This window comes from Arthrobacter sp. lap29 (genome assembly GCF_032458965.1).
In the GTDB taxonomy this organism is placed as follows: Bacteria; Actinomycetota; Actinomycetes; order Actinomycetales; family Micrococcaceae; genus Specibacter; species Specibacter psychrochitiniphilus.
Map to the genome: position 1 here is coordinate 191,148 of NZ_JAUCEK010000004.1, position 26,026 is coordinate 217,173.

The 26,026-nt window shown below is 60.2% G+C and carries 25 protein-coding genes; 13 read left to right on the plus strand and 12 right to left on the minus strand.

Translation table 11 applies throughout. The features are described from left to right. Window positions 1–67 precede the first annotated feature (67 nt). Both RY113_RS08550 and RY113_RS08555 read right to left on the minus strand, forming a co-directional pair. Window positions 68–301, minus strand: coding sequence for a hypothetical protein (locus tag RY113_RS08550; protein ID WP_146212969.1), 234 nt, complete (start codon window positions 299–301; stop codon window positions 68–70). Continuing rightward, window positions 298–990: a DNA alkylation repair protein gene (locus tag RY113_RS08555; protein ID WP_315914227.1), complete on the minus strand. Its 693-nt coding sequence runs from the start codon at window positions 988–990 to the stop codon at window positions 298–300. The genes RY113_RS08550 and RY113_RS08555 overlap by 4 nt, the downstream gene beginning before the upstream one ends. Window positions 991–1,095: 105 nt before the next feature. Between RY113_RS08555 and RY113_RS08560 the strand changes: the two genes are divergently transcribed. Further along, window positions 1,096–2,193: a Gfo/Idh/MocA family oxidoreductase gene (locus RY113_RS08560; protein WP_315914228.1), complete on the plus strand. Its 1,098-nt coding sequence runs from the start codon at window positions 1,096–1,098 to the stop codon at window positions 2,191–2,193. Between the two features lie 193 nt (window positions 2,194–2,386). Here the strand turns inward: RY113_RS08560 and RY113_RS08565 are convergent, their stop codons facing one another. From RY113_RS08565 to RY113_RS08590, 6 genes are all read right to left on the minus strand, one after another. Further along, on the minus strand, window positions 2,387–3,094 hold the full coding sequence (locus tag RY113_RS08565; RefSeq protein ID WP_354212739.1) for an ABC transporter ATP-binding protein: 708 nt from the start codon (window positions 3,092–3,094) through the stop codon (window positions 2,387–2,389). After that, entirely contained in the window at window positions 3,087–3,980 is an 894-nt protein-coding gene (locus RY113_RS08570) for an ABC transporter ATP-binding protein (RefSeq protein WP_110104711.1), read from the minus strand. Before RY113_RS08570 ends, RY113_RS08565 begins: the two co-directional genes overlap by 8 nt. Continuing rightward, window positions 3,977–5,242: a branched-chain amino acid ABC transporter permease gene (locus tag RY113_RS08575; protein WP_315914229.1), complete on the minus strand. Its 1,266-nt coding sequence runs from the start codon at window positions 5,240–5,242 to the stop codon at window positions 3,977–3,979. Before RY113_RS08575 ends, RY113_RS08570 begins: the two co-directional genes overlap by 4 nt. Beyond that, window positions 5,239–6,228 carry a branched-chain amino acid ABC transporter permease gene (locus RY113_RS08580; RefSeq protein WP_396334228.1) on the minus strand — a complete coding sequence of 330 codons (990 nt, stop codon included), beginning with the start codon at window positions 6,226–6,228 and terminating at the stop codon, window positions 5,239–5,241. The genes RY113_RS08575 and RY113_RS08580 overlap by 4 nt, the downstream gene beginning before the upstream one ends. A 160-nt stretch (window positions 6,229–6,388) precedes the next feature. Then, a complete protein-coding gene (locus RY113_RS08585; protein ID WP_110104713.1) occupies window positions 6,389–7,624 on the minus strand; it encodes a branched-chain amino acid ABC transporter substrate-binding protein in 1,236 nt (411 codons plus the stop codon). A gap of 286 nt (window positions 7,625–7,910) precedes the next feature. Beyond that, entirely contained in the window at window positions 7,911–10,133 is a 2,223-nt protein-coding gene (locus tag RY113_RS08590; protein WP_315914230.1) for an NADP-dependent isocitrate dehydrogenase, read from the minus strand. 218 nt (window positions 10,134–10,351) lie between these two features. Between RY113_RS08590 and RY113_RS08595 the strand changes: the two genes are divergently transcribed. Beyond that, on the plus strand, window positions 10,352–10,855 hold the full coding sequence (locus RY113_RS08595; protein ID WP_110104715.1) for a ferritin: 504 nt from the start codon (window positions 10,352–10,354) through the stop codon (window positions 10,853–10,855). A gap of 236 nt (window positions 10,856–11,091) precedes the next feature. Here RY113_RS08595 and purH read toward each other — a convergent pair whose 3' ends face one another. After that, entirely contained in the window at window positions 11,092–12,759 is a 1,668-nt protein-coding gene (gene purH, locus RY113_RS08600) for a bifunctional phosphoribosylaminoimidazolecarboxamide formyltransferase/IMP cyclohydrolase (protein ID WP_179442365.1), read from the minus strand. A 77-nt stretch (window positions 12,760–12,836) separates the two neighbouring features. Here purH and RY113_RS08605 point away from each other — a divergent pair, with 77 nt between their 5' ends. From RY113_RS08605 to RY113_RS08630, 6 genes are all read left to right on the plus strand, one after another. Then, entirely contained in the window at window positions 12,837–14,408 is a 1,572-nt protein-coding gene (locus RY113_RS08605) for a glycoside hydrolase family 3 N-terminal domain-containing protein (RefSeq protein WP_315914231.1), read from the plus strand. A gap of 56 nt (window positions 14,409–14,464) precedes the next feature. Then, entirely contained in the window at window positions 14,465–15,403 is a 939-nt protein-coding gene (murQ, locus tag RY113_RS08610; RefSeq protein WP_110104718.1) for an N-acetylmuramic acid 6-phosphate etherase, read from the plus strand. A gap of 56 nt (window positions 15,404–15,459) precedes the next feature. Further along, window positions 15,460–16,572 carry a serine hydrolase domain-containing protein gene (locus RY113_RS08615; protein WP_315914232.1) on the plus strand — a complete coding sequence of 371 codons (1,113 nt, stop codon included), beginning with the start codon at window positions 15,460–15,462 and terminating at the stop codon, window positions 16,570–16,572. A 13-nt stretch (window positions 16,573–16,585) separates the two neighbouring features. Further along, complete coding sequence (locus tag RY113_RS08620; RefSeq protein ID WP_315914233.1) at window positions 16,586–17,938, plus strand: MFS transporter; 1,353 nt, start codon at window positions 16,586–16,588, stop codon at window positions 17,936–17,938. 144 nt (window positions 17,939–18,082) lie between these two features. Next, the gene (locus tag RY113_RS08625) at window positions 18,083–18,385 is read left to right on the plus strand and encodes a hypothetical protein (protein ID WP_315914234.1); all 303 of its coding nucleotides are present in this window, start codon (window positions 18,083–18,085) and stop codon (window positions 18,383–18,385) included. 115 nt (window positions 18,386–18,500) lie between these two features. Further along, window positions 18,501–19,124 (plus strand): DedA family protein, encoded by a 624-nt coding sequence (locus tag RY113_RS08630; RefSeq protein ID WP_110104722.1) that lies wholly within the window; start codon window positions 18,501–18,503, stop codon window positions 19,122–19,124. A gap of 84 nt (window positions 19,125–19,208) precedes the next feature. Here RY113_RS08630 and purN read toward each other — a convergent pair whose 3' ends face one another. The 3 genes from purN to RY113_RS08645 form a co-directional block, all read right to left on the minus strand. Then, window positions 19,209–19,772 (minus strand): phosphoribosylglycinamide formyltransferase, encoded by a 564-nt coding sequence (purN, locus tag RY113_RS08635; protein WP_315914235.1) that lies wholly within the window; start codon window positions 19,770–19,772, stop codon window positions 19,209–19,211. Between the two features lie 34 nt (window positions 19,773–19,806). Then, entirely contained in the window at window positions 19,807–21,129 is a 1,323-nt protein-coding gene (locus tag RY113_RS08640) for a DUF6350 family protein (protein WP_315914236.1), read from the minus strand. A gap of 276 nt (window positions 21,130–21,405) precedes the next feature. Then, window positions 21,406–21,609 (minus strand): cold-shock protein, encoded by a 204-nt coding sequence (locus tag RY113_RS08645; RefSeq protein ID WP_038467205.1) that lies wholly within the window; start codon window positions 21,607–21,609, stop codon window positions 21,406–21,408. A gap of 473 nt (window positions 21,610–22,082) precedes the next feature. Between RY113_RS08645 and RY113_RS08650 the strand changes: the two genes are divergently transcribed. From RY113_RS08650 to RY113_RS08670, 5 genes are all read left to right on the plus strand, one after another. Then, the gene (locus RY113_RS08650) at window positions 22,083–22,526 is read left to right on the plus strand and encodes a hypothetical protein (protein WP_315914237.1); all 444 of its coding nucleotides are present in this window, start codon (window positions 22,083–22,085) and stop codon (window positions 22,524–22,526) included. Between the two features lie 155 nt (window positions 22,527–22,681). After that, on the plus strand, window positions 22,682–23,422 hold the full coding sequence (locus RY113_RS08655; RefSeq protein WP_315914238.1) for a DsbA family protein: 741 nt from the start codon (window positions 22,682–22,684) through the stop codon (window positions 23,420–23,422). 2 nt (window positions 23,423–23,424) lie between these two features. Then, window positions 23,425–24,273: a cytochrome c biogenesis CcdA family protein gene (locus RY113_RS08660; RefSeq protein ID WP_315914239.1), complete on the plus strand. Its 849-nt coding sequence runs from the start codon at window positions 23,425–23,427 to the stop codon at window positions 24,271–24,273. Then, window positions 24,270–24,734, plus strand: coding sequence for a hypothetical protein (locus tag RY113_RS08665; protein ID WP_315914240.1), 465 nt, complete (start codon window positions 24,270–24,272; stop codon window positions 24,732–24,734). The genes RY113_RS08660 and RY113_RS08665 overlap by 4 nt, the downstream gene beginning before the upstream one ends. A 275-nt stretch (window positions 24,735–25,009) precedes the next feature. Continuing rightward, window positions 25,010–26,017, plus strand: coding sequence for a 1-aminocyclopropane-1-carboxylate deaminase (locus RY113_RS08670; protein WP_315914241.1), 1,008 nt, complete (start codon window positions 25,010–25,012; stop codon window positions 26,015–26,017). Window positions 26,018–26,026: the final 9 nt, after the last annotated feature.

Here is a 26,026-nt window from a genome sequence, read left to right on the forward strand (position 1 = left end):
TTTCCAAAAGGAAGTACGACGCCGGGAGGGGCCTTTTGCATGTCATCCCACCTGCCTATGAGGTTGCTCAGTTGCGTTTCTTGGGACGGCTGGCGATGGCCAGCAACGCTATCAAGGCGATACCTGCACCGAGCTGCGCCAACAGCCTCCCCCACGTCATGCCAGCGTTGAAGGCGTCAGAGCCGTGTGGGGCGGTGAGCCAGCTGATGGCTGTGATGCCGAGGCTGGTAATGATCAGCGTAGCGACGACCAGCACTATCACCCTGCGACCAACGCTCATGCGGTACCAAATCATCCTCATGGAGTAACTGTTTCTTTTCGGGCCGCTTCTTGGCGGGCAACTATTTCGGTAATCCAGATCGGCGCATAGGGTGAGGTGCAGTTGGGCGGTGTGGGATAGTCTTTGAGCACTTCGAGGCGTTCGCCGATAGCTAGTGCACGCTCGCGCAGCTCTGGGTTTTCAATGCCAATCTGGGCCAGCGCCGTGTTCATGGCCCATTGCAGGCGCGACGGGGCCGTTTTCATCTGCGCCTCAATGATCTCCAGCAGTTCCGGCAGGTTCAGCCCGTCCGGCTTTTTCACGATCAGTTCACTCGTCAGTGCCCAACCGGAGGCGGCCACAATAGGGTCGGGATCGGCAAACCAGGCCTGCCGCAACTCTTCCGTGTGGACGCTTTTCTTCACCACGTAGTTAATGAACCAGTCGTTGACCTTGGGTACGGATGCTTCCCGAACCATGGTTTCCAGCTCCTTGACGGTGAACGCCTTGGGCCGGCAGATCAGCAGGGCCAGCAGACGGGCTGCCGTGTTGCCCGTCTGCCACAATTCGCGGGACAGCTCGGGCTGGGTTTTCAGCGCTTTCGCGATGGTGCGCAAGGTGCCAAGGTTCACGCCGTGATCGTCCCCGCGGGATTCATTGATGGCCCGTGCTTGAGGATTCTCCAGCGCAGCGAGCTCCTGCAGCAACTGCTCAGCGGTAAGCTGTTCCACGGTATTGCCTTTCTTTGATCCATAGTCTCAAGCGTAATAGCAGAGGCCCACACCGTGGCCCGTCATGTTCCCCGCCCTACACCTGGCAACTGGCAGAATTGGCGCATGAGCATCCAACGATTCGTCGGCCGTCCCGACTGGTACACAACGTTCAATCCCGAGACCCTCACCGCAACCGGTGATGCCCTGCGCTGGGGAGTTGTCGCCACCGGAAACATTGCCCGCACCGTGACTGCCGATTTGGCACTTCTGGAGGACGCCGTCCTGCACGCCGTCAGTTCCCGCGGAGTAGGCAGCGCGGCCGGTTTTGCCACCGACTTCGGCTTCGCTACGTACTATTATGACGGCGGAGAGCACGGCACCGCCGCGGCTGGATACCTACAACTGGTGCAGGACCCGGACGTGGATGTTGTCTACATCGCCACCCCGCACGCCCAGCACTATGACATCGCCAAGGCTGCTTTGGAGCACGGCAAGCATGTTCTGTGTGAGAAGGCGTTGACCATCACCGCAGCTGAAGCACGGGCACTCATTGAGTTGGCCAGGGAACGGCAGCTGTTCCTCATGGAGGCTGTGTGGGCACGGTTTGTTCCCGGCTTCCAGCGGGCGTTGGAGATCCTGGAATCCGGAGAGATCGGCCAAGTGAAGTGGGTGCGGGCCGATCTTGGTTTCCCTGCCCCGATGGATGACAGCGCCCGCATCTGGGCGCCAGCTGACGGTGGCGGGGCGCTCTTGGACATCAGCGTCTACCCCCTGTTGTGGGCGTGGGGCACGCTGGGCGCCCCGGAGGCCGTGCATGCCACGGCGGAGTTGACTGCCTTGGGTGTGGATGCGCAAAACTCTCTGGCCCTGAGCTACGCCAACGGCGCCCAAGCCCAGCTGATGAGCTACCTTGGCTCGCATGGTCCCCGGGCCGCAGCAATTTCCGGGACCTTGGGGTTCATCGAAACCATTGGTTCGGTCAATAACCCCAAGGGATTGCGGATCGGTGTGGGCTGGGAAGAGGAGCGCGAAGAGTATTTTGAGCACCCCGGCAGCGGATACACGTACCAGCTGCGCGAGGTAACCCGCTGCATCCAGGCCGGGCTAACTGAAAGTGCCACCATGCCTTTGGCTGACTCCTTGGCCATCATGGCACTCTTCGATAACGCTCGGGAACAAATTGGTGTCAGCTACCCCAACGATTCCCGCACGGACCTCTAGCCCCACCCCACCGGCCCGCCTCTCATCCACGAACGCTCTCCCATCAATGGTTGAAAAATCAGGAACGCTATCTCACAAAGTGGGATAGCGTTGCTGAAAAACTCGCCATTGCTGAGAGAGCGTTTGTAACAAGCGGCTCGAAGGGAGGCAACCCATCCTTGGAAGTGGGGGTGGAAGTGGGGCTGGAAGTTGGTCAGCCTACTCCTAGGTAGGCTTCCTTGATCGCCGGGTTGGCCAGCAGTTCCTTTCCGGTGCCACTGTGCGTGATCTCCCCTGTCTCCAGGACAAAGCCTCGGTGGGCGCGCGCAAGCGCCTGATTGGCGTTCTGCTCCACCAGTAGCACTGTGGTCCCCTGGGAGTTAATCTCCGTGATGATCTTGAAGATCTGCCGGATGAACTGCGGTGCCAACCCCATGGACGGCTCGTCAAGGAGCAGCAATTTGGGGTGGGACATCAAGGCCCGGCCAATGGCAAGCATCTGCTGCTCGCCACCACTCATGGTGCCGCCAAACTGCTTTTCACGCTCCTTCAACCGGGGAAACAAGGTGAAAACCCGTTCCAGATCCTCCCCGACCTTGCTTCGATCCTTCCGGCCAAAGGTTCCCATATCCAAGTTCTCCAGGACAGTCATGGCAGGGAAGATGCCCCGCCCTTCCGGAGCCTGGGAGATACCCTGGACAACCCTGATATGGGCTTTCATTTTGGTGATGTCCTCACCCATGAACTTAATGGTTCCGTGCGTGGGGTTCAACAATCCGGAAATGGTCTTCATGGTGGTGGTCTTGCCCGCACCGTTGGCACCAATCAGGGAAACAATCTCCCCCTCATCCACGGTGAAGGACATGTCATGGATGGCCTGAATGCGCCCGTAATGGACGGAGACGTTCTCGAGCTCAAGCAAAGTCATCTTCGGGCTCCCCTAGATAGGCGGAAATAACGCGTGGGTCTTCACGGATGTCATGCGGTTTGCCATCGGCGATCTTCTTCCCGAACTCCAGCACCACAATCCTGTCCGTGACCCCCATGACCAATTTCATATCATGCTCAATCAGCAACACCGTATAGCCATCGTCGCGGATGGTACGGATCAGCGCCATGAGTTCTTCTTTTTCTGCAGGGTTAAATCCTGCGGCTGGCTCATCCAGGCACAGCACTTTGGGATCCGTGGCCAGCGCCCGGGCAATTTCGAGGCGCCGCTGGCTGCCGTAGGGCAAATGCCGCGACAACGTGGCTGCCTGATGGCCAATGCCCACAAAGTCAAGCAGTGCCATTCCCCGTTCAATGGCGTTGTGCTCCTCACGGACGTGCCGCGGCAGGCGCAGCAAGGCACCCACCACACTGGTCTTGTGCCGGGCATCCAAGCCCACCACCACATTTTCCAGAGCCGTCATCTCACCAAAGAGGCGGATGTTCTGGAACGTTCGGGCCAGCCCTGCACGGGTGATCTTGTGCTGTTTCATCCCATTGAGCAGGCGTCCTTCCAGAAGGACCTCCCCACTGGTGGGCTTGTAAACACCCGTCATAGCGTTGAAACAGGTAGTTTTCCCGGCACCGTTGGGCCCAATCAGCCCCAGAATTTCGCCACGTTTGATGGTGAAGCTGACATCATCCATGGCCACAAGGCCACCGAATTTCATGGTCAGGTTTTTGACCTCCACCAGATCCTCGCCGATCCCAACGGCGAAGTCCCTTTCCGGCGCCACCATCTCGGCAGTTTCAAGAACTACCCCACCTGCCGCCAGCGCAGCCGCGTCAACGGAGCCTGTGGGCTCTGGTGTTGCACTCATGCTTGCTCCCCTTCTGCTCTGTGTGCTGGCGTGGACGACGACGTATGCGCCCCTCCCCCTGTACCGGAACCTCCGGCGGCGCTGGGATTAGCGGACCCTCGGCGGCGCACAGCAGCATAGGCCGCGGTCCCGTAAGCCAGCAGCCGCTGCCTGGCTGGCAGCAAGCCTTGGGAGCGGTAAATCATGATGACCACCAGAGCCAGGCCAAAGATCAGGAACTTGTACTCAGCGATAGCAGTGAACCTCAAAGGAATGTAAGCCACCAGCGCGCCACCCAGGATTGCGCCAACCTTGTTGCCCGAGCCGCCCAAAACCACAGCGGCAACGAACAGGATGGAGGTGACGACGTCGAACTTTTGGTTGTTCACGAAGCCCACCTGGCCACCCATGAGCGAACCGGCCAAACCACCCACACCGGCACCGAGCGCAAACGCCCACACCTTGTACTTGAAGGTGGGAACGCCCATGGTTTCTGCTGCGTCCTCATCTTCGCGGATGGCAATCCAAGCACGGCCCACACGGCTGCGTTCAAGGTTGCCCACCAAGAACAACACGATGATCAAGATGACAAGTGTGAGCCAGTACCACGGGGTGCCATTGGAGTTTGCAAAGATGGGGATGCCATCAGCGCCAATGCCCGGGGGATGGCCCACATTCTGGAAACCTGGCTGACCCTTCATGGCCGGAATGAGAGTGGCCAGGATGCGGACAATCTCACCAAAACCTAGGGTCACAATGGCCAGGTAGTCCCCTCGCAGGCGCAGCGTGGGTAGACCCAGCAGCACGCCCACAAACATGGAGACGGCAATAGCCACCGGGATGGTCCAGAGGTACGGGATCTTGATGAACGCCGAATCCGGGCTGGTCAGCATGGCCGCCGTGTAGGAGCCCACGGCGAAGAAGGCAATGTAGCCCAGATCCAGCAAACCGGCGTAGCCGATCACAATGTTCAGACCCACTGCCACGAGGGCGAAGATGGCCATGGCCTGGCAGGCCAAGGGCCAGTCGTTGCCGGGCTCGGTGGTGATCAGTGGCGGGTTGATCACGGGGAGCAGGAATGCCAGAATCACCACCGGGATCAGGATCAGCCACTGCTTTTGTCGGGGCATTTCACGCCAACGGTCACTCCAGCTACCAAACTTGCGGTTGGGCCGGGGAACGGCACCGCTGGAACCCGGGGGAACCCCCGCAGATTCCATGTTGGCAGTTTTTTGCTCGGATTTGGCTGTTGAGAACGGCTTGGGTCCGTCAACCATGCTCATGCCTTGCTCCTTCCCAATGAGGTGCCCAGAATTCCTTCGGGTCGGAACAACAGCACCAGGACGAGCACCATGAATGCCACCACGTCAGTCCATTGCGAGTTACCCAACAGGATTTGCCCGTAGTTACCAATCAAGCCCAGCAGCAGACCACCAAGCAGTGCACCACGGACGTTGCCAATGCCGCCCAGAACAGCAGCCGCGAAGGCTTTGATGCCGAGAATGAACCCACCGTTGTAAACTACGCCGGAGGGAATTTTCATGACATAGAACAGTGCAGCGGCACCAGCTAGAATCCCGCCAATAACAAAGGTGGTGATAATGATCTTTTCCTTGTTGACGCCCATCAGCGTAGCCGTGTCAGGATCCTGTGCCACCGCACGGATACCGCGGCCGGTTCTGGATTTACTGATGAAACGCTCTGTCACAACCATCATGATCACGGCTGCTGTGACGATCAAGATCTGGTCCGAGTAGATGATGGTGCCGAAGACCTGAAAAACTGGTTTTGTTTGGAACATGGTCAGTGCCTGCTCTGGAACGGGACCACGCCACAGGAAAATCAAGTACTGGATGGTGAAGGAAGCACCAATGGCTGTGATCAGGAAGACCAAGCGGGGCGCGTTGCGTTTGCGCAGCGGTCTATAGGCCAGCCGCTCCAAGAGAAATGCTGTCAGGGCGGAGGCCACAATGGCCGCTATCAGCGCCAAGAGTAGATTCAAGATGATGGCTCCAACGCCCAAATTGGGGGCAGAGGGGCCAAAACCCAGGAAACTCAGGGTGAAGAAAACCGCGTAGCAACCCATGATGAATACTTCGGAGTGGGCGAAGTTAATGAGGTTCAGAACACCGTAAACCAAGGTGTAGCCGAGGGCCACGAGGGCGTAAATGGAGCCGAATGTCAGCCCATCAAAGGTGGCTGACCAGAAGTTCTGCCCCAGCGAAACAAAATCAAGAGTAATCCAGTCGTTGGACACAGGCGCGGCCATGAGGATAGTTGGAATCATAGGATTGTCCGTTTCTTGCGGGGTGCCGTGATCGGTTGCCTCCACGGTCCCTGGAAACCGCGGAGGTGGGCTGATGAGAAAATTGCATGAACAATGCTGTGGGCCGGTTTTACCCAACCCACAGCATCCTCACTTTGCAGAATTACTCCCCGATGGGACCAATGGGAACGATCTTGCCGTTCTCCACCTTGTAACCGTAAACAGTCGGAGCCTGCAGCTCGCCCTTGTCATTCCACTTGTAGTGCTTGCTCAAACCATCAGCATCGTAGTTCTTCACCCAGTCCAGCAGACTTGCCCGGTCTTGGTTGCCTGCATCAATGCCAGCTAACAGAACTGTGGTGGCGTCGTAGCCCTCAATGGAATACGTGCCCGGATCCATGTTTGTCAATGACTTGTACGCCTTGGCGAACGAAGGGATCAACTCACCCGGAATGCAAGGGCAGGTGAAGAAGGCGTTCTTCGAAGCATCACCTGCCTGCTTGATGAACTGGTCATCCTTCAAACCGTCCGGACCAACAAATGTCCCCGTGTAGCCCTTGGCCACCAACTGCTGATCAAATGGCGCACCCTCAGCGTAGTAACCGGAATAGAAGACTGCGTCTGCGTTGGAGTTCATGATCTTGGAGATCGTGGCCGAGAAGTCTTTCTGACCCTGGGTGACCTTGTCGGTGCCAATCAGGGCATCCCCCAAAGCATCCGAGGTGGTCTTGCCCAAACCAATTCCGTATTCGGAGTCATCTTGGACCAGATAAACCTTTTTAGCTCCAAGCTTGCCCGTCATGAACTTCGCTGCTGCCGGTCCCTGGACTGCGTCATTGCCTAGGCCGCGGAAGAACGTTGTCCAGCCGTTCTCGGTCAGACCAGGGTTGGTAGCTGCCGGGGTGATGTGGACCATCTTGACTTGTTCGAAGATATTACCTGTTGCTTTGGACTCACCGGAGAACGGCAACCCAACAACACCAATAATGCTCTCTTCCTTGGTGGCCTGCGTGACGGGGCCGGTGGCCTTATTCGGGTCCCCTTCAGTATCAAACTTCTTGAACGCTACCTGGCAGTCCGGGTTGGCCGCATTGTGCTCATTGATGGCGAGCTGAATACCTTGGAAAATGTTGATGCCAAGTTGTGCGTTGGCGCCCGTCTGTGCGCCAATATAGGCCAAGGTGGTGGTGGCTGGGCATTTGGCCTTGCCATCCCCTGCCGGCAGAACGGCATTCTTGGGTGTTTCAATGGAGGTCAGCGCGGGAATATCAACGGCCGAGCTACTGCCTGCAGCCGAGGAACTTCCGCCCTCCGGTGCAGCCTGATTGGCGCAGCCGCTAAGCAGCAGCCCCATGGTGGCCACCGTCGCCAACGTTGTCATAACTTTCTTGCGATTCATGTATTCGCCTTCCGGGTGCGCATCATCAGCCGTGCAACGCCGTCGTTACACGTAGCCAATGGCTCAGTGACTCGACCCTACTCCGCAGTACGTGATCTACGACACATTACTGCGTAAAGATCTGATAACGGATCTTTTATTGCGCCATAAAGGCACGACGGCGCGTCCCCGGCAAGAATCTCACACTGCCCAAAAACAAAAAACCCGCCTCCAAAAGAAGCGGGTTGATTGCTGTGACAGCGGTTCTCGAGCCAATCGAACCACGGTGGCCTAGCCAGCCAGTGGTTTAGCCAGCCAGTGTTGAGATGGCGGCATTCAGAAGGGCCGAGGGGCGCATGATAGCGGCAACCTTGGCTGAATCGGGGCGGTAGTAGCCACCCAGATCAACGGCGGTTCCCTGCACGGCGGCGAGTTCGGCGATGATGGCGTCCTCGTTGGCGCTTAGCTCAGTTGCCACTGCGGCGAAAGCTGCAGCCAGCTCGGCGTCCACGCTCTGGCTCGCCAGTTCCTGCGCCCAGAACTTGGCCAGGTAGAAGTGGCTGCCACGGTTGTCGAGTTGGCCAACCTTGCGCTTTGGGGACTTGTCCTGAAGCAGGAACGTGCCGGTGGCGCGGTCCAGGGTGTCGGCCAGGATCTGTGCGCGGGCGTTGCCTTCGGTCACCGCGAGGTGCTCGAAGCTGACGGCCAGAGCCAAGAATTCTCCGAGTGAATCCCAGCGCAGGTGGTTTTCCTTTACGAGCTGCGAGACGTGCTTGGGAGCAGAGCCACCGGCACCGGTCTCGAACAGGCCACCGCCAGCGATCAGCGGAACAACGGAGAGCATCTTGGCGCTGGTGCCCAATTCCAGGATCGGGAACAGGTCTGTCAGGTAATCGCGGAGTACGTTACCGGTGACGGAGATGGTGTCTTCGCCGCGTCGGATGCGCTCCAGGGTGAAGGTGGTTGCCTTCTCGGGTGACATGATCTGGATGTCCAGGCCATCGGTGTCGTGGTCCTTCAAGTACTCGTTGACCTTCACGATCAGGTTGGAATCATGCGCGCGGGTCTCATCCAGCCAGAACACGGCGGGAGTTGCGGAGGCTCGGGCGCGGGTGACGGCCAGCTTGACCCAGTCGCGGACAGGGATGTCCTTGACCTGGCAGGCACGCCAAATATCACCGGCGTCAACGTTGTGCGCGATCAGCACGTCGCCGGCTGCGTTGACGATCTGCACGGTGCCGGCTTCGCTGAGCTCAAAGGTCTTGTCATGGCTGCCGTATTCCTCGGCCGCCTGAGCCATGAGGCCCACGTTGGGAACCGTGCCCATGGTGGTGGGATCGAAGGCGCCGTGTGCGCGGCAATCCTCGATCGTGGCCTGGTATACCCCGGCGTAGCTGCTGTCAGGCAGAACAGCCAAGGTGTCATGCTCGGCGCCGTCGGCACCCCACATGTGGCCGGAGGTACGGATCATGGCGGGCATGGAGGCGTCAACAATCACGTCCGAGGGCACGTGCAGGTTAGTGATGCCCTTGTCGGAATCGACCATGGCCAGGGCCGGGCCGTTCTCGTAGCCGCTCTTGATGGCAGCCTCAACACCGGCGCGAACGTCCTGCGGCAGATCAGCTAGGCCGTTCAGGATGGATGCCAAGCCGTTGTTCGGGCTCAGGCCGGCAGCAGCAAGCGCTGCACCGTAGTTGGCGAACAGTTCCGGGAAGTAAGCCTTCACAACATGACCGAAGATGATCGGGTCGGAGACCTTCATCATGGTGGCCTTGAGGTGAGCCGAGAGCAGGATGCCCTCTTCCTTGGCGCGCGCTACCTGTGCTGCCAAGAACTCATCCAGTGCTGCGGCGCTCATGAGAGTACCGTCAACAATTTCGTTGGCGAGGACCGGGAAGGAGTTCTTCAGCACGGTGGTAGTGCCGTCGGCTGCCACGAACTGAATCTTGATCGAGTCATCAGCTTCGATCACAACGGACTTCTCGTTGTGGCGGAAATCGCCCGCATCCATGGTGGCAACGTTGGTCTTGGAGTCTGCGCTCCAGGCACCCATGCTGTGCGGGTTGGCCTTGGCGTAGTTCTTGACCGAGAGGGGCGCACGGCGGTCGGAGTTACCTTCGCGCAACACCGGGTTAACGGCGCTGCCCTTGATCTTGTCGTAACGGGCGCGAATGTCTTTTTCTTCATCCGTGGAGGGGTCATCCGGGTAGCTGGGGAGGGCGAAGCCCTGGCCCTGCAGCTCGGCAATGGCGGCTTTTAGCTGCGGGATGGAGGCGCTGATGTTGGGCAGCTTGATAATGTTGGCGTCCGGGCTCTTAGCCAATGCGCCCAGTTCTGCTAGAGCGTCTTCGATGCGCTGGTCTTCGGCGAGGTAGTCGCCGAAGACAGAGATGATGCGACCGGACAAGGAGATGTCGCGAGTCTCCACATCAACACCTGCCGTGGAGGCGAACGCCTCAACGATCGGCAGGAGTGAGTACGTGGCCAACATGGGCGCTTCGTCTGTCAGGGTGTAGATGATTTTGGCCATGGGTGAGCGCTCTCCTACGAAAATTCAGTGGATTACTTAAGAATCTAGTGTGATTTCTTTCCGTATCTAACTTACCCGAGACAGTGCGTTTGCCCGCTATCGGCGCCTTTTGGTGACTGCACACGGATAATTCACCCCGCCCCTAAAGACCGTAGTCACCGCGTGAGGTGAGGCTCATCTACTGTGCGCAGCGGCTCACTTGAGGCTACTTTGGGAACATGGAACTTATAGGGAAACTCGCAACCGCCATCAACGCTCAAATTACGCTGGAAATCCAGGCCTCGGTGGTTTACCGCCAACTCGCCATTGAAATGGATGTGCTTGATTTGCCCGGCATCTCCGGCTGGTTCTTGGCTCAGTCAGCCGAGGAATTAGTGCATGCACAAAAGTTCACCAACCATATGACAGACCGTAACGCCTCCCCCAAGATTGGTGATATTACGGCCCCCAACGTCACCACCACCACGGTACTGGAGGCTTTCGAAGCGTCCCTGGCGCACGAGCAGAAGGTCTCCGAATCCATCCGCAACCTTTACCGCCTGGCCATGGCTGAAGGTGATATTGATTCAATCCCGCTGCTGAACTGGTTCGTTGAGGAGCAGTTGGAAGAGGAAGCCAGCGTCGGTGAGATCATTGGCCGCGTCAAGTTGATCGGCACAGATGGCAACGGTCTGCTGCGGCTAGATGCAGAGCTGGGCTCTCGCAAAGAGGCCAGCGAATAGCCCTCCCCCTGAACCAGCCGTGAGCTTTGGCGGCTTAGAAGTACTCAAAGCAGCTCAAAGCAGCCAAAGCTCACGGATCGAATTACGCACGGATCAAATAGCAGCGTTTTAAGGTTCTAGCGCTGCCACATCTTAATCACAATTCCCACCAGCAAGGCCAGGAACACCAGCGAGCCAGCGCCAATGATCAGCGTGGCTAAAACGCCCGGCTCCCACAGCCATGCAAGGCCCATGGGTTAGTGGAAGAAGTGCCGGGCACCGGTGAAGTACATGGTGATCCCGGCAGCGTTAGCCGCTTCAATCACTTCTCCGTCGCGCACTGACCCGCCGGGCTGGACTACGGCGCGGACACCGGCGTCGAGCAGGATTTGCAAACCGTCGGCGAACGGGAAGAACGCGTCGGAGGAGGCTACCGCGCCGATGGAGCGCTGGGCCGAAGCACCCTCGCCACCTGAGGCACCGCCGGCGCCGTCAACATCGGATTCCACCGTTACGCCCAGTGTGTTGGCACGCTCAACGGCCAGTTTGCAGGAGTCCACGCGGTTGACCTGGCCCATGCCAATGCCCACTGCGGCTCCGTTGTTGGCGAGCAGAATGGCGTTGGACTTGGCTGCACGCACTGCGGTCCAGGCGAACTTCAAATCAGCCAGGGTCCCGGCATCGGCCGGGGCGCCTGCGGCGAGTGTCCAGTTGGCGGTGTCATCGCCCTCGGCGTCAACCCTGTCGCTCATCTGCACCAGCATGCCGCCGGAAACCTGGCGAACCTCTGCCGGGTAGCGGCCGTACCCTTCGGGCAGGGCCAGCAGGCGGATGTTCTTCTTGGCCGAAAGGATCTCCACTGCTTCGGGCTCGAAGTCCGGGGCAATAACAACCTCGGTGAAAATACCGGCCACGGTGCGGGCCATGGCCGCGGTGACGGTGCGGTTGGCCGCAATCACACCACCGAATGCTGAGAGCGGATCGCAGGCGTGAGCCTTGGCGTGGGCATCGGCAATGGGATCCACGGCGTCCGGGGAGGCAACGGCCACACCGCACGGGTTGGCGTGCTTGATAACGGCCACAGCCGGTACGTCAAAATCAAACGCGGCACGCAGGGCGGCGTCAGCGTCAACAAAGTTGTTGTAGCTCATGGCCTTGCCGTGCAGCTGGTCCGCCTGGGCAATGCCGGCAGGTGCAGCCTTGTCCACATACAGCGCGGCCTGCTGGTGCGGGTTTTCACCGTAGCGCAGCACCTCTGAACGCTCCAGGGAGTAGCCGGCGTAGGCGGGCCAATCGATGACGCCGTCCCCGTCCGCATCCAGGAACTGGGCCGAGGTCCAGGCAGCAACAGCGTTGTCATAAGCGGCGGTGTGGGAAAAGGCTGCGGCGGCCAGGCGCTGGCGTGCGGCGAGCGTGAAGCCACCTTCCTGCGCTGCGGCAATGACGGCGCCGTAGCGGGCGGGGTCAACCACAACAGCAACAGACGGGTGGTTCTTCGCGGCGGCGCGGACCATGGAGGGCCCGCCAATATCAATCTGCTCAACAACGGCGTCCTGTCCGGCACCAGAATTGACGGTGTCCACGAACGGGTACAGGTTCACTACCACCAGATCGAAGGGCTCAATGTTCATCTCTTCGAGCTGGTGCACGTGGTCCGGCAAGCGGCGGTCAGCCAGGATGCCTGCGTGGATCAGCGGGTGCAGGGTCTTCACACGGCCGTCCAAGCATTCTTGGAAGCCTGTCACCTCTGAAACTTCAGTCACGGGCACACCGGCTGCGGCGATTCTTGAGGCAGTAGACCCGGTGGAAACAATGGCTACACCGGCGGCGTGCAGGCCCTGGGCCAACTCCTCCAGACCGGTCTTGTCGTAGACCGAGATCAATGCCCGGCGGATGGGAACACGGTTAAGGGGAACGCTGGTCACGTTGAAATCTCCGTAGGTGGCTCGATGATGGCGACACATAAAGTTTAGGCCACGTAAGCGCCGGTAGGATCTCAATCATGACTTCCAGTGATCTGCTCACCGCACCGGCCCCCGCTCAAACCTCCCCCGCAGGACTCACCCCTGCTGTAGAAGGGCAGTTGCCCGAGGACCTTAACCGCCTGATCAACTCGGTTATCCTCCCCGGTTTTGTTGGCACAACCGTGCCACAGTGGCTGGAACGGGCGCTCGAGAACGGTTTGGCCGGCGTGGTCTATTTTGGCCACAACATTGATCCGGACTCCCCGAAGCAGGTCTCTGCGCTCTCTGCCGCCATCCGCGCAGCCAACCCGAACGCTGTGATCGGTGTGGATGAAGAAGGCGGCAATGTCACCCGCCTGCAGTCCCGTGACGGCTCCACCATCCCCGGGGCGGCGGCGTTGGGAGCACTCAACGAACTCAGTACAACGGAGGCGGCGGGCCGCGCCATTGGCCAGCTCTGCCGCGACGCAGGCATCAACTTGACCATTGCACCGGTGGCTGATGTGAACACTAACCCGCTCAACCCTGTCATCGGCGTGCGCGCGTTTGGCGCCGATACCGCCTTGGTCAGCGCGCATACTGCCGCTGCCGTCCGCGGTATCCAGGAACTGCGTGTGGCTGCCTGCGCCAAGCACTTCCCCGGTCACGGGGACACTGTTGCAGATTCCCACATGGACGCCGCCCGTGTGGATTTGACCATGGCGGAAATGGCCCAGTTCCACCTGCCGCCATTCCGTGCCGCCGTGGAGGCCGGTGTGGCGTCCATGATGAGCGCACACATCATCATCCCTGAGTTGGGCGAGGCCCCGGCAACTCTGACTCCGGCGGCGAGCGCTCTGCTGCGTGGGATGGGGTTCGACGGCGTGTTGATCACCGACGCGCTGGACATGGCTGCCGTGCGTGTAACGGTGGGCCCGGGCGAGGGCGGCGTGCTGGCGCTCCTGGCCGGCAACGATCTGCTCTGCGTGGGCAACCCGCTCAACGCCTACACCACGGGACGCGATGATGAGTCCTGCTATACCGAGGTCTTTGACGCCCTGCACGCCGCAGCGGTCTCAGGACGGCTGCCTGTGGACATCCTGCGCCGTGCGGCCGGACGCGTTCAGGCCCTGGCGCAGTGGTCTGCCGGGGAGGTTGCCGCGGACAAGCACGACGCCGTTGACTGGGTTTCCGTCGCTGCCCGCGCCACCCGCACGGACTCGCTAGGCTCCGGCTCGCTGGGCAAGACACCGGTGCTCGCCGGCTCCGGTGTGCTCACCTTGGTGGATGCGCGCACGGGTCACAACATGGCGGCCGGTCCCACCGAGAACTTCCTGGCCACGGCGCTGCACCACTACGCCGTGACCGCAGTGAACGCCACCGAGCTCTCCAGCGCTGAACTGGAAGTGGCGCTGATGCAGGCCCGGGGAGCTGTGCTGGTTCTTGTTGATTCACTTGAATCTGCGGAGCAGGCACAAACTCTGGAACTGGTCTTCGCCACGGCTCCGCAGGCGGTGTGCGTCAACGCCGGGTTGGCACCGGCTGAGCCCACCCTGTTCCCCGCCCTCCATGCCCACGGTTTTAGCCGCGTCACTGCCGAAGCCGTGGTCCGCGTTCTGGAAACCGTTTAACCCCGCGGCTGCCCTAGGCCCTCTGCACTAACCGCCCTCCCGCAAGGAAGAACACCGTGAGCACCCCTGAGAACACCTTCGACGCCGTCCGCGCTGAGATTGGCCAGCTCGTCACCGAAGCCAGCAACCCGAAGTACCCGGATCTGGCCGCTCTCTCCACCCAGGAGCTTGTAGCGGCCATGAATAGTGAAGACGCGATGGTTCCGGCCGCGATAGAAAAGGCCCACCACGTCATCTCCTCCATCATTGATGAGGTTGCTGCGCGCATGGCCCGCGGCGGGCGTCTGATCTACGTTGGTGCTGGCACGCCCGGACGCATGGGTATTCTGGATGCCAGCGAATGTCCGCCCACCTTCGGCACCGACCCCTCCCTGGTGGTAGGTGTCATTGCTGGCGGTAGTGCAGCCGTAAACCAGGCCGTTGAAAATGCCGAGGACAGCGAAGAGGGCGGAGCCGCGGACATGGCAGCCCTGAAACTGACCGCCAACGATTCCGTTGTGGGTATGGCCGCCTCCGGCCGCACCCCCTACGTCATCGCCGCCATCCGAGCCGCACGCGCAGAGGGCGCATACACCGTGGGATTCGCCTGCAACAATGGCTCCCCCCTCGGTGCCGCGGCCCACACCGCCTTGGAGATCGAGGTGGGTCCGGAATTCTTGGCTGGTTCCACCCGGCTGAAGTCCGGAACCTGCCAAAAGCTGGTGTTGAACATGATCAGCACCATCACCATGGTCCGTCTCGGCAAGACCTATAAAAACGTCATGGTGGACTTGCGCGCCACCAATGCCAAGCTCCATGCACGCAGCGAGCGGACCCTGATGCACGTCACCGGCGCCGATGCTGCCACAGCCTCAGCTGCCCTCACCGCGGCCCATGGTCATGTGAAGGCTGCGATCCTCTCGATCATGACGGGCCTGCCCGCAGATCAGGCCCTCTCCCTGCTGGCAAAGAATGCCGGTTTCTTACCAGCCGCCATCGAGGCCGGCAACCAGTAAGCACTTCTTCTCTCAGCATCCCTTTCACCACCCGAGTCCGATTGGAGGCACCCACCATGAGCCCCTCTCACCCCCACTTCGCAACGGAGCTGCGCAGCCGGCTCCAACGCCTGCTCGAGGCAAGCGTCAGGGACGGGGTGGCACCCGCAGTGGCCTGCGCCGTCGTACTCCATCAAGGCAGCGGAAATGACAGCGGCGGAGCGGGCGGGATTGAACTGCCCGTCCTGACAGCGGGCCAAGCCACCCGCGGCACCTTCTTTGATCTGGCCTCGGTCACGAAACTGTTCACCACGGCCACGGTGCTAGCCCTTGTCAATGATGGGCGGCTGGCTCTGGATGCGCCCATTGGCCGGCATCTTCGCGCTTATGCGGCCGGGGAAAAGTCCACGGTGACGCTGCGGCATCTGCTCACCCACACCTCGGGCCTGCCGGCGCAGTGGCGGGGCTGGCACACAGCGATATCAGACGGGAACGGATTTCAGCGCAAGGAACTCATTGCGGATCTGCTGACCACGCCGCTCACCGCCCCGCCGGGGACCCGGTACGAGTATTCCTGCGCCGGATTCAACACGATCATGGTACTGGCCGAGCGGGTGACAAAAACCCCGTGGGCACAGTTGGTGAAAGAGCGGGTCCTGTACCAGCTGCCCACCCACGGCATCACCGGAAGTCCGCGCATTGAGCAATGCGCCCCCACCGAGTATCAACCGGAGCTGGGACGCGGGCTGGTGCGCGGGATTGTGCATGACGAGGCGGCGTGGTCTTTGGCCGGGCTCAGCGGCAACGCGGGCATGTTTGCCACAGCAGACGGGCTGCGCGTGTTCGGCTCCGCCTTGCTGAACGGCCTGCCCGGCATCCTCTCCCCCGGATTGGCCGCCGAAATGTGGCGGGATCAGCTGCCCGGAATACTCGCAGAGCACTTCAAGGTAGCCGGTCCCGGTTTCGGCCAGGGTCTGGGCCTGCGCATCAACGAGCAGCCGTGGATGGGGGCTGCGGGTACGCAGGCTCGCGGGCATACTGGATTCACCGGCACCTCCCTCCTGGTGGATCAGGAGGCGGGGTTGCTGATCTCCCTGCTCAGCAACCGGGTCAACCCCAGCCGGGACGGCTCAGATGCAACGGTGCTGCGCCAGGCTGTGTCCGAGCTCGTCTACTCTTTTGCCCAGTGATTCGAAAGGCACCATGAATTCCACCACCGAGCTCTTAACCGGCGACCGTGTAGTGCAGGAGCTGCCATGGAAGTGGCGCGTGCAGGGCAGTATTTTCCTTATCGGCGGGCTCGGCTTCATGTTCGATGCCTGGGATGTCACCCTCAATGGCTTCTTGATTCCGCTATTGTCCAAGGAATGGGGACTCAGCACCGGGCAAGCGGCGTGGATTGGCACAGCCAACCTGATCGGCATGGCCGTGGGTGCCTTCGCCTGGGGATCCATCGCGGACATCATTGGGCGCAAGAAGGCGTTCACCCTAACTCTGCTGATTTTCTCGGTGTTCACGGTACTGGGCGCTTTCTCGAATGAGATTGTGCTGTTTTGCGTGTTCCGTTTCATGGCCGGATTTGGATTGGGCGGCTGCATCCCCGTGGACTATGCACTGGTAGGCGAGTTCACCCCGCGCAAGCACCGGGGCCGGGTACTGACGGCCATGGACGCCTGGTGGCCCATCGGCGCTTCCCTGTGCGGCGTGGTTTCTGCTCTGTTGATGGCATGGTTTGGCGACTGGCGCTTCCTGATGCTGATCATGGTGTTGCCGGCACTACTGGTGTTCTGGGTACGTACGGGCATCCCGGAATCACCGCTGTTTCTGGTGCGCGCCGGACGTCCGGCGGAGGCGAAGGCCGTCATTGATTCCTTGATCAAGCGGACCGGGGCCACAGTGGGCCCGTGGGTTTTGCCTGACCCGGCCGCTGCTCCAAAGCTTTCCTTGGGCAAGGTCACGGATCAGCTGGCCGGGCTGTGGCGCTTCAACTGGCGCATCACCGGCGTTGCGTGGTCACTATTCCTGACAATTTTGCTGGTGTACTACGGCGCGCTGACATGGATGCCCTCAATTTTGGTGTCCACAGGATACGCGGAAAACAAGGCGTTCATGGCCACCGCTTCCATGACGGGCATTGGCCTGCTCGGTGTGGTGGCGGCCGCCCTGCTCGTGGAGCGGCTGGGGCGCAAGTGGATCCTTGCCATTACGGGACCGCTGGCCGCACTCTCGCTGGTAATTTTTGCGCTGGTACTGGATGCGCCCGTGGCCTCTGCGATCTGGCTGTTGGTGTTTGGTTTTGTCATCCAGGTGGCCATACCCGTTCTTTACACCTACGTTTCGGAACTGTACCCAACCCATCTTCGCGCCACCGGATTTGGCTGGGCCTCCACCATTTCACGAGTGGGCGCCGGGCTGGTGCCGTTGATCTTCGGGTCTATTCTGTGGCCGGTGCTGGGCCTACCTCTGACGTTCGCCCTGACCGGTGGGCTGGTGCTGCTGGCAGTGATCTGGATGGCCTTCTCAGCTCCGGAGACCAGGGGCGCAGCACTGGACTAAGCCGCGCAGCGGCGAAAGCCTCCCCTGCGGCGAATTCCCCTCCCTGAGTTCATTCCCTCCCTAGGTTCAGGGATCTTCAGCATTCCCTCACTTTGACCCGGTATTCTAGTGGCAACCGTGCATTCCCACTGAGTAAGGATCACCATGAGCGCGTTGCTTCCCACTGTTTTCTCCACTGCCGGACTGCTTGGCGGTTACCAGATAGCTAGGGCCACGAAGAACCGGCAGCTGGGCGGCGCCGTTCTGGCGGTGGCAGGTGCCGCGGCTTTCCTGGGCTGGAAGAAAAACGGTGGGACGGGAACCGCCACGGCCTTGACCGCCACTTACGTGCTGGCTTTTGGCGCCTCCCACCCTCTGGCCAAGAAGATGGGTTCCTGGCCTGCCGTGTACACGGTTACAGCTGCAACGGCTGTTGCCTCCCTGGTCTTTGGCCGCAGCAAGAAATAACGCCCCCTGTCCAGGGCATAGCAGCCGCGAGCAATAAACCTTAGATTCCACAAAGGCCGTACACTTTTTAGGTACAACCGCCTCTAAGCGGTGATCTTCAAACGAAAAGGATCCTATGGATCTCGCAGCCGATACCACCGGCTTCCTCTCGAGCATCTGGGTCTACCTGCTGGGCGGCGGATTCGTCATGGTCTCAGCCCTCATCCCGCCGGTCCCCAGTACCACTGTGTTCGTTGCCTTGGGCGCCGTGGCGGAGCTCGACGGCGGACCCCGAGCACTTCCGCTGGTGCTGGCCATGCTGACCGGGGCAGTTGCCGGAGACTTGCTGACCTATTGGCTCACCAAATTGATGGGCGCCACACGGTGGGGTAGCGCTAGCGGGCCGCGGCGTGACCGGGCCGTGGAGGCAGCTACGCGCAGGCTCCGGAGCCGCCCGTACATGTTCATGCTGACCTCACGCTTCATTCCACTGGGCAGGCTCTCCTCCAATATTGCCGCGATAGCGGCCAAGTACCCGTTGCGTTCTTTCACGGCTTTTTCGGCGGTCTCTGGCATCATCTGGTCACTGTACTCGGTGGGGATCGGCATGCTCACCCAGCAGTGGCCCGAGATCTCAACCCAACTTGCCGTGGTCTTGGCGATCGTCTTTTCCTTGATCCTTGGCTGGTTGATTGGCAAAGTCTCCAGCTGGTTACTGGACCGTAAGAACGCCAAGGATGCTCCCAGCTTGGCTCCCTAAGAACCTCTTACAGGCAATGGCTACTTCATCAACCCGGGCCGGAGGCGCGGGCCAGCTTGGGGGCCAGCTTGCGCGGACGCAGATCTAGGCGCGGGCCAGGTCTGCGAGCACCTGTATGAGCAGCTCGCGCTCGGCCACTTTGATGCGCTCGTGCAGTGAATCTTCGGTGTCTTCCGGCAGGATTGCCACGGGGGTTTGGGCAATGATGGGGCCGGTATCCACACCCGCGTCCGCGAAGTGCACGGTACAGCCCGTCACTTTAACGCCGTAGGCCATGGCATCGCGGACCCCGTGGGCACCTGGGAATGACGGCAGTAGGGCAGGGTGGGTGTTGACGTAGCGGCCCTCAAAAGCGTTGATGAACCCGGGTGCCACAATGCGCATGAAGCCGCTGGAAATCACGTAATCGGGCGTATAAGAAGCCACCTTCTCCAAAAGCGCGGCGTCCCATTCGGTGCGGGCAGAGTAGTCCTTGAAGTTGACCACAAAAGTTTCCAGTCCGGCGGAAGCGGAACGTTCCACGCCGAGGGTGCCGGGCCTGTCCGCGCCCACTGCCGCAATCTCTAGGGGCAGGCTGCCATTGGCGACTGCGTCAATGACAGATTGCAGATTTGAACCGGTTCCGGATACTAAGACAACTATGCGCATGCCCTCAATTTTAGGGGCACGGCGCGGGCTAGCCCTATTCGGTGCCAGCGTGGCGGCGCTGGGGCAGACCCATGGACGGGTGGTCCCCTTCCAGCCAGGGTCCTGCCAGGGAACCGATGATGACACCAGCTGCTATTTCAGCCCCTACCCACAGGGCGGCAGTCAGCGGATCCGGACCCAGCTGGGAGAACCGCCCGATCCCGGCGGAGCCTTGTGAGATCCAGAAAAGGATGCCGCAAACAATCGCGGAAACGGTACCTATCACTGCACCGAGAAAGATGGTGGAGGCGGGCAGTGAGAGCCAGCGCTGGCGTACCTTCAAGGAGAGCCACTCATCAAAATGGTTTTCACCGGCCCGGACAAACCACCAACCACCCAAGAGGCCGGCCAGGACGGGGATGATGAGGGCGGCAAAGCCCCATCCCAGCTCACCGGTAGGCAAGGCCGCCAGCAAGGGAATGGGCGGCACCGGGGCCACGCTGGTGCCCAGGGGTGAAACTGTGGAACCAACACCCAAGGAGAATCCGTCGCCCCCGGCCCATGCCAACGTCCAGATCGCCAGGTTGGGCATGAATCCTAATTGGGCCAGCGTCAAGGCAGCGCCTCCCACAGCACCGGGCCGTAACGCCTGATAGACGGCAACAATGTCACTCCACCTCGCCAAGAGGTTGATGGTCAGTAATAAGGCTGAGAGTGAGAGGGCGGCCATGGACGCCACAAAACCGGCTCTGATCACCGAGGCCACATACGATCCTGCCCAGCGCTGATCTTGGCTCGTCTTGGAAATCCAGTGTGCAGCATTGACACCAATGAGCCTGCCCCATGATCCGGCCTCTAGCCTGGATCCGATGATGAGCCCGGCTCCTGCAGGAATGAGTGGCACCAACATGCTGGGAATGAGGCTTACGCTGATTTCCGGTGAGCTGCAAACAAATCCGGTGGCCAGTCCAGCTGCAGCGTAGACAGCGAGGGCACTGAATACCGGCTGCCAGAGTTGGTCGGTGTAGGAGGCGCGAGCCAAACGCCCGCCTGCCCGCCAGGAAAGCAGGAAAGGAATCAGGGCCAAACCGAGTGGCAGCAGAGTAAAGGTCCCAGTCTCTACTGAGGCCGAGCTGGGGCCATTGGTCATGGTCAGGTGCAAGGGCACACCGTGGCCCAGTAACCAGATCTGGCCTGCAAACTGGGCTACCGCTGAGGCGTCCCGTTGCGCAAAGCCGCCCGCCAACCAGGTGGCTGCCACCGGAACGGCCACGATCAGCGCGGAGATGACGAACATTTGTGCAGCTTCAAAGGCCCCCTGCAGCCAGAGCGGCATGGGTATTCCGTGGCGTTTTCGCTTGTCCGCTTTGCTGTTCATCGTCTTCAATGGTGCCACATGGCGGGCGGATACCTAGTTAGCGGCACTGGGTTGGCTGGCAAAAAGTGTTCAGTGCATCCTCACTTTGTCTGGGGAACCCGGCCCTACACCCTGGGACCCTACACCCTGGGACCCTACGCCCTAGGACCCACCAGCTGGGGGCCGGTTCACGTTCCGCTCCTTAAACACAAATAAGGCCCGGGATAAACCGGACCTTATTTGTTCAAGCCCTAAAGGCTAAAGAAAAATGCGGTTACCCGCAAATGTTCTTTAGAATTAGATAGCCTGGATGTTGACTGCCTGAGGACCCTTGGGACCCTGCTCAACATCGAAGGAAACCTTCTGGTTCTCTTCGAGGGAGCGGTAGCCTGAGGAGTTGATCGCGGAGTAGTGCGCGAAAACGTCCTGGGACTGGTCATCGGGAGAGATGAAGCCGAAGCCTTTTTCAGCGTTGAACCACTTGACGGTACCTGTTGCCATTATTTCTATTTCCTTCTGAAGTTGGAGATTCCGCCCGACCTTCGGGCCTCCGTGTACGGTGTAAGTCCGCTTCTCCAGAAAAGCGACGTCTTCCCCGAAAGGATGGCGTCGCTTCAACTACAAAAAACGCAACACTACAACTACGTCCAAGTATACATACCTATTACCCAAAAGCCACTAAGAGCTGAGAGGTGTGTCACTTAGCGCCTTGGGGCGGGCCGCAAATATTCGCAAATCGTTGATTTTCCGGGAAGAAATAGGCCTTCTTCCGTGACGCGGCACTCATTGTTCACTTCGTCTTCACTTGTCATGTTCGTGAAATATTGATCTGGCTGCCAATCTTTGTGGCCAAACAGAGCACCTTGGCCACACACTGCGCCGGCACCCGGCTACTAGTGCCGGCACCCGTATAGTGGGCCCGAGGATAGTGAAGCCATCACTTGGCTGATGTTGAGAACAGTGAGGGGGATCAGATGCGCAGTTTCAGCTCGCGAGTCCCCGGAACATTCCCGGCACTCTTGATTGCTCTCCTCCTGGCACTGGGCACCATGACACTGGTGGTCATAGGCTGCACCGGTGCCCAAGCATCGCCTGGCATGCAAACAATTGCAGTGACCCCCGCAGCAGAGCAACAGATCACAGCAGCCACCACTGCTGCCCTTAATACCCATTCCTCGCGCACCAGAGATGTGCTCCATGCGGTTAATCAGCTCTCCCCAGAATGTAAACCCAGGCACAAGAAGGTTCGCCTGGAAAGCCATGCGGTCTCCCCCAACCTGGTTCAGTTGCAATCACCTCGCGGATCTTTTGGCTCCCCTCTACCCCACCGCCTCCTCGTGGACGGTGCTGCCCAGCAGTTCCTCGGACGGATACCGGCGGCTTTGAGCCATCTGGATCTCGGGATCGTAAGAACGTAGACAAAGGTGCGCCAACTCCTACGCCAGCATTAATGCCAGCGGCGGGTGTACGGCGTTGAGCCTGTCCTAATATTTTCCCGTGGCGCACTGCCACCGGGCACACTTTCCAGTGCCTGCGAATGTGCGCTGCTGATACGATCCTGAAAGTTTTTTAGATGAATACCCAAAAGACGAGCACCAAAAAGACCCGGAATGTTGTTTTAGCGCTGGTGTTGGGCGCCGTTGTTATCTTGGCAATAGTTTTTGCCGGCGCCGCGGCCAATGAGAACCGCCTAAAACCGGCAGGTACTGGCTCCAACGCGCTTGGCGAATCAAACCTGCCAGCCGCCGAGCAGGCCCCTGACGTCAAGCTTGAGCGGCGCATTTCCGGCGATCCGATGGCGCTGGGCGCCGTGGATGCCCCGGTAGTCATGATCGAATATTCGGATTACCGCTGCCCGTTCTGTGGTGTCTACGCACGCAAGACCCAGCCGGAAATCATCCAGAAGTATGTTGATTCGGGGCAATTGCGTATTGAATGGCGTGATTTGCCGGTGCTGGGTGAGGCGTCGGTGAATGCGGCCGTTGCTGCCCGCGCCGCAGGTGAGCAGGGCTTGTTCTGGGAGTTCAACCAGACCGTTTACGCCGGCGCCCCGGAAAAAGGCAAGGCCGAACTCAGCGAAGCAGAGCTACTGAAGTTCGCGCAGAAGGCAGGGGTGCCTGATCTGGCAAAGTTCTCCGCGGATAGCAAAAGCCCCGAGTTGTTGGCCCTGGTCAAGGCCGATCTATCCGAAGGAACGGCGCTGGGCCTGAACAGCACCCCTACCTTTGTCATCAATAATGAGGCGATCCCCGGCGCCCAACCCATGGAGGTCTTCTCCGAAGTGATTGACGCCGCCCTAGCCAAGGCCAAGTAGCCGTGGATATTGGCTATACGGGAGCGTTTCTCGGCGGGATACTGACCCTGCTGAGCCCTTGTTCTGTCATGCTCCTGCCAGCGTTCTTCGCTTACGCCTTCGCCAGCCCTACAAAGCTGCTGGGGCGCACAGCACTGTTTTATGCCGGTTTGCTAACAACACTGGTCCCGCTGGGGCTATTGGCAGGACTGCTCGGTTCACTCGTTCTTCAGAACCGGACGGCGCTGATTAGCGTTGCGGCCGGAGTAGTTATTATGATCGGCATCCTCCAGCTGGTGGGGGTGGAATTTCCCGGGCTAAGCCGGCGCGCTGGTGCTGACGGGACCTCAGCGGTATCCGTTTTTGTGCTGGGCTCGGTCTACGGCGTGGCCGGGGTCTGTGCCGGTCCCATCCTTGGCTCGGTGCTGGCGGTGGCCGCGACGGGCGGAAATCCGCTCTATGGCGGGATTATGCTGGCAATTTTTGCCCTCGGCATGGCCTTGCCGCTGCTGCTACTGTCACTGCTGTGGACGCGCCTGGGGCTCGGCACACGGGGCTGGCTGAAACCGCGCCGCTTCAGGATTGGCCCGTGGGAAAACTCCATCTGGATGGCAATCTCGGGCCTGTTGTCAATAGGAATCGGTGTGCTGCTTCTGGCTACGCAGGGCACCTCCTCACTAGGTGGTGTGCTGACCATTGACGCCCAGTTCGAGGCTGAGTCCGCGGTGGTGAGCTTTGCCGCGGGTATCTCCAATATGTGGTTTGCAGGGGCGGCATTAGTACTCTTGTTGCTCGCAGGCGGACTCTATTGGTGGCGGTCTCGGCGGGCGGAAAGTGCCGCGAGCCCGGCTCCGGCACAGGAGCGCCCATGATGATCACCGTTGCGGGGAACCTGCGCACGTGGCCGCTGCGGCGCTGGCTCACCGGGGCGGCAGTGGCGGCGCTGGTTTACGTTCTTGTTGCCATCCCCACGGTGTTGATCCCCAATACCTTCTTTAGCCGCGAGATCCCGCCAACCTGGTGGTCTTACACGGCCCTGGGCATCAGCTCTCTACTGACAGGGCTGCTGGTGGCCACCTATGTTGCCTCCCCCATACCCCGTACGGGCGCCACCAATAAGTCCGGCGTCTTCGCATCGTTGCTGACGTTCTTCGCCGTGGGCTGCCCTGTGTGCAACAAGCTGGTGCTGCTGGCTCTGGGCTCTTCTGGGGCTATAACGTTCTTTGAACCCCTCCAGCCGGTCCTGGCTCTGCTCTCTCTTGGCCTGCTCCTCTGTGCCTTGTTGCGCCGGATCTCGCAGGAGAATGCGTGCACGGTGCCGGTCCCAGCGTAAGTCGGGGTTCCCGGCGTCGTGCTTGGTAGTGAAGTACGACGCCGGGAATCTCCTTGCGCTGGGTGAGCCAGGGGTAGGTACGTAGGCAACAGCGTCAGCGTGGCCTGACATCACCATTCCCTGAGCTCTCAAGCGGATCAGGTCCAGGGGCTGTGATGCACACCTCTGAAGTGGCTTGACAGTTCGCCGTCAGTGCGGTGCAATATATTGCATGCTGCACATTGATCTTGCAGAACCTTCAAGCCGTACTTTTCCTCATAGAAAGTTCATCCACCATGGCAATCACAGACTTTGAGCGCTACCCCTTGACCTTCGGCCCCAGCCCCATCCATGAGCTGCCACGCTTGAGTGAGCACTTGGGTGGCGCGAAGATCTGGGCCAAGCGAGAGGATGTGAACAGTGGCCTGGCCTTCGGAGGCAACAAGACCCGCAAGCTGGAGTACATTGTCCCGGACGCCATTGCCCAGGGAGCGGACACGCTTGTCTCCATTGGCGGGTACCAATCCAACCACACCCGCCAAGTTGCAGCCGTCGCTGCAAAGCTAGGCATGAAAGCCCGCCTCGTTCAGGAGAATTGGGTTGACTGGGCCGATCCCCTCAGCGACCGGGTCGGTAACATCCTGCTCTCCCGCATCATGGGTGCCGAGGTTACTTTGGACAATGCCGGCTTCGACATCGGCATCCGTTCCAGTTGGGAACAAGCCATTGCTGAGGTTGAAGAAGCAGGCGGTAAGCCGTACGCCATCCCGGCAGGTGCCTCCGAGCACCACTTAGGCGGGCTGGGCTTCGCCAACTGGGCCTATGAAGTGGAGCAGCAGGAAAAGGACCTTGGCGTCTTCTTCGACACCATTATTGTCTGCACCGTCACCGGTTCCACCCATGCCGGGATGATCGCCGGGTTCGCCGGCCAGGACAAGCCCCGCCGGGTCATCGGCATCGACGCCTCTGCCACGATCGAAAAGACCCGTGCACAGGTGGCCCGGATCGCCCGGCATACGGCAGAGTTGATCGGTTTGGGCCGGGAACTGCGCGATGACGAAATCACAGTCCTTGAGGGCTGGGCTGGGGATTATTACGGCATCCCGGTTGAATCAACCATGGAAGCCATCCGCCTCTCCGGCTCTCTCGAGGCCATGATTATTGACCCCGTGTATGAGGGCAAGTCCATGGCCGGGCTCATTGATCTGGTCAAGAGCAAGGACATTCCCGAGACCAGCAATGTTCTCTACGCCCACCTCGGTGGCCAGCTCGCACTGAACGCTTACAGCGGACTCTTTCGCTAAGTCAATCCA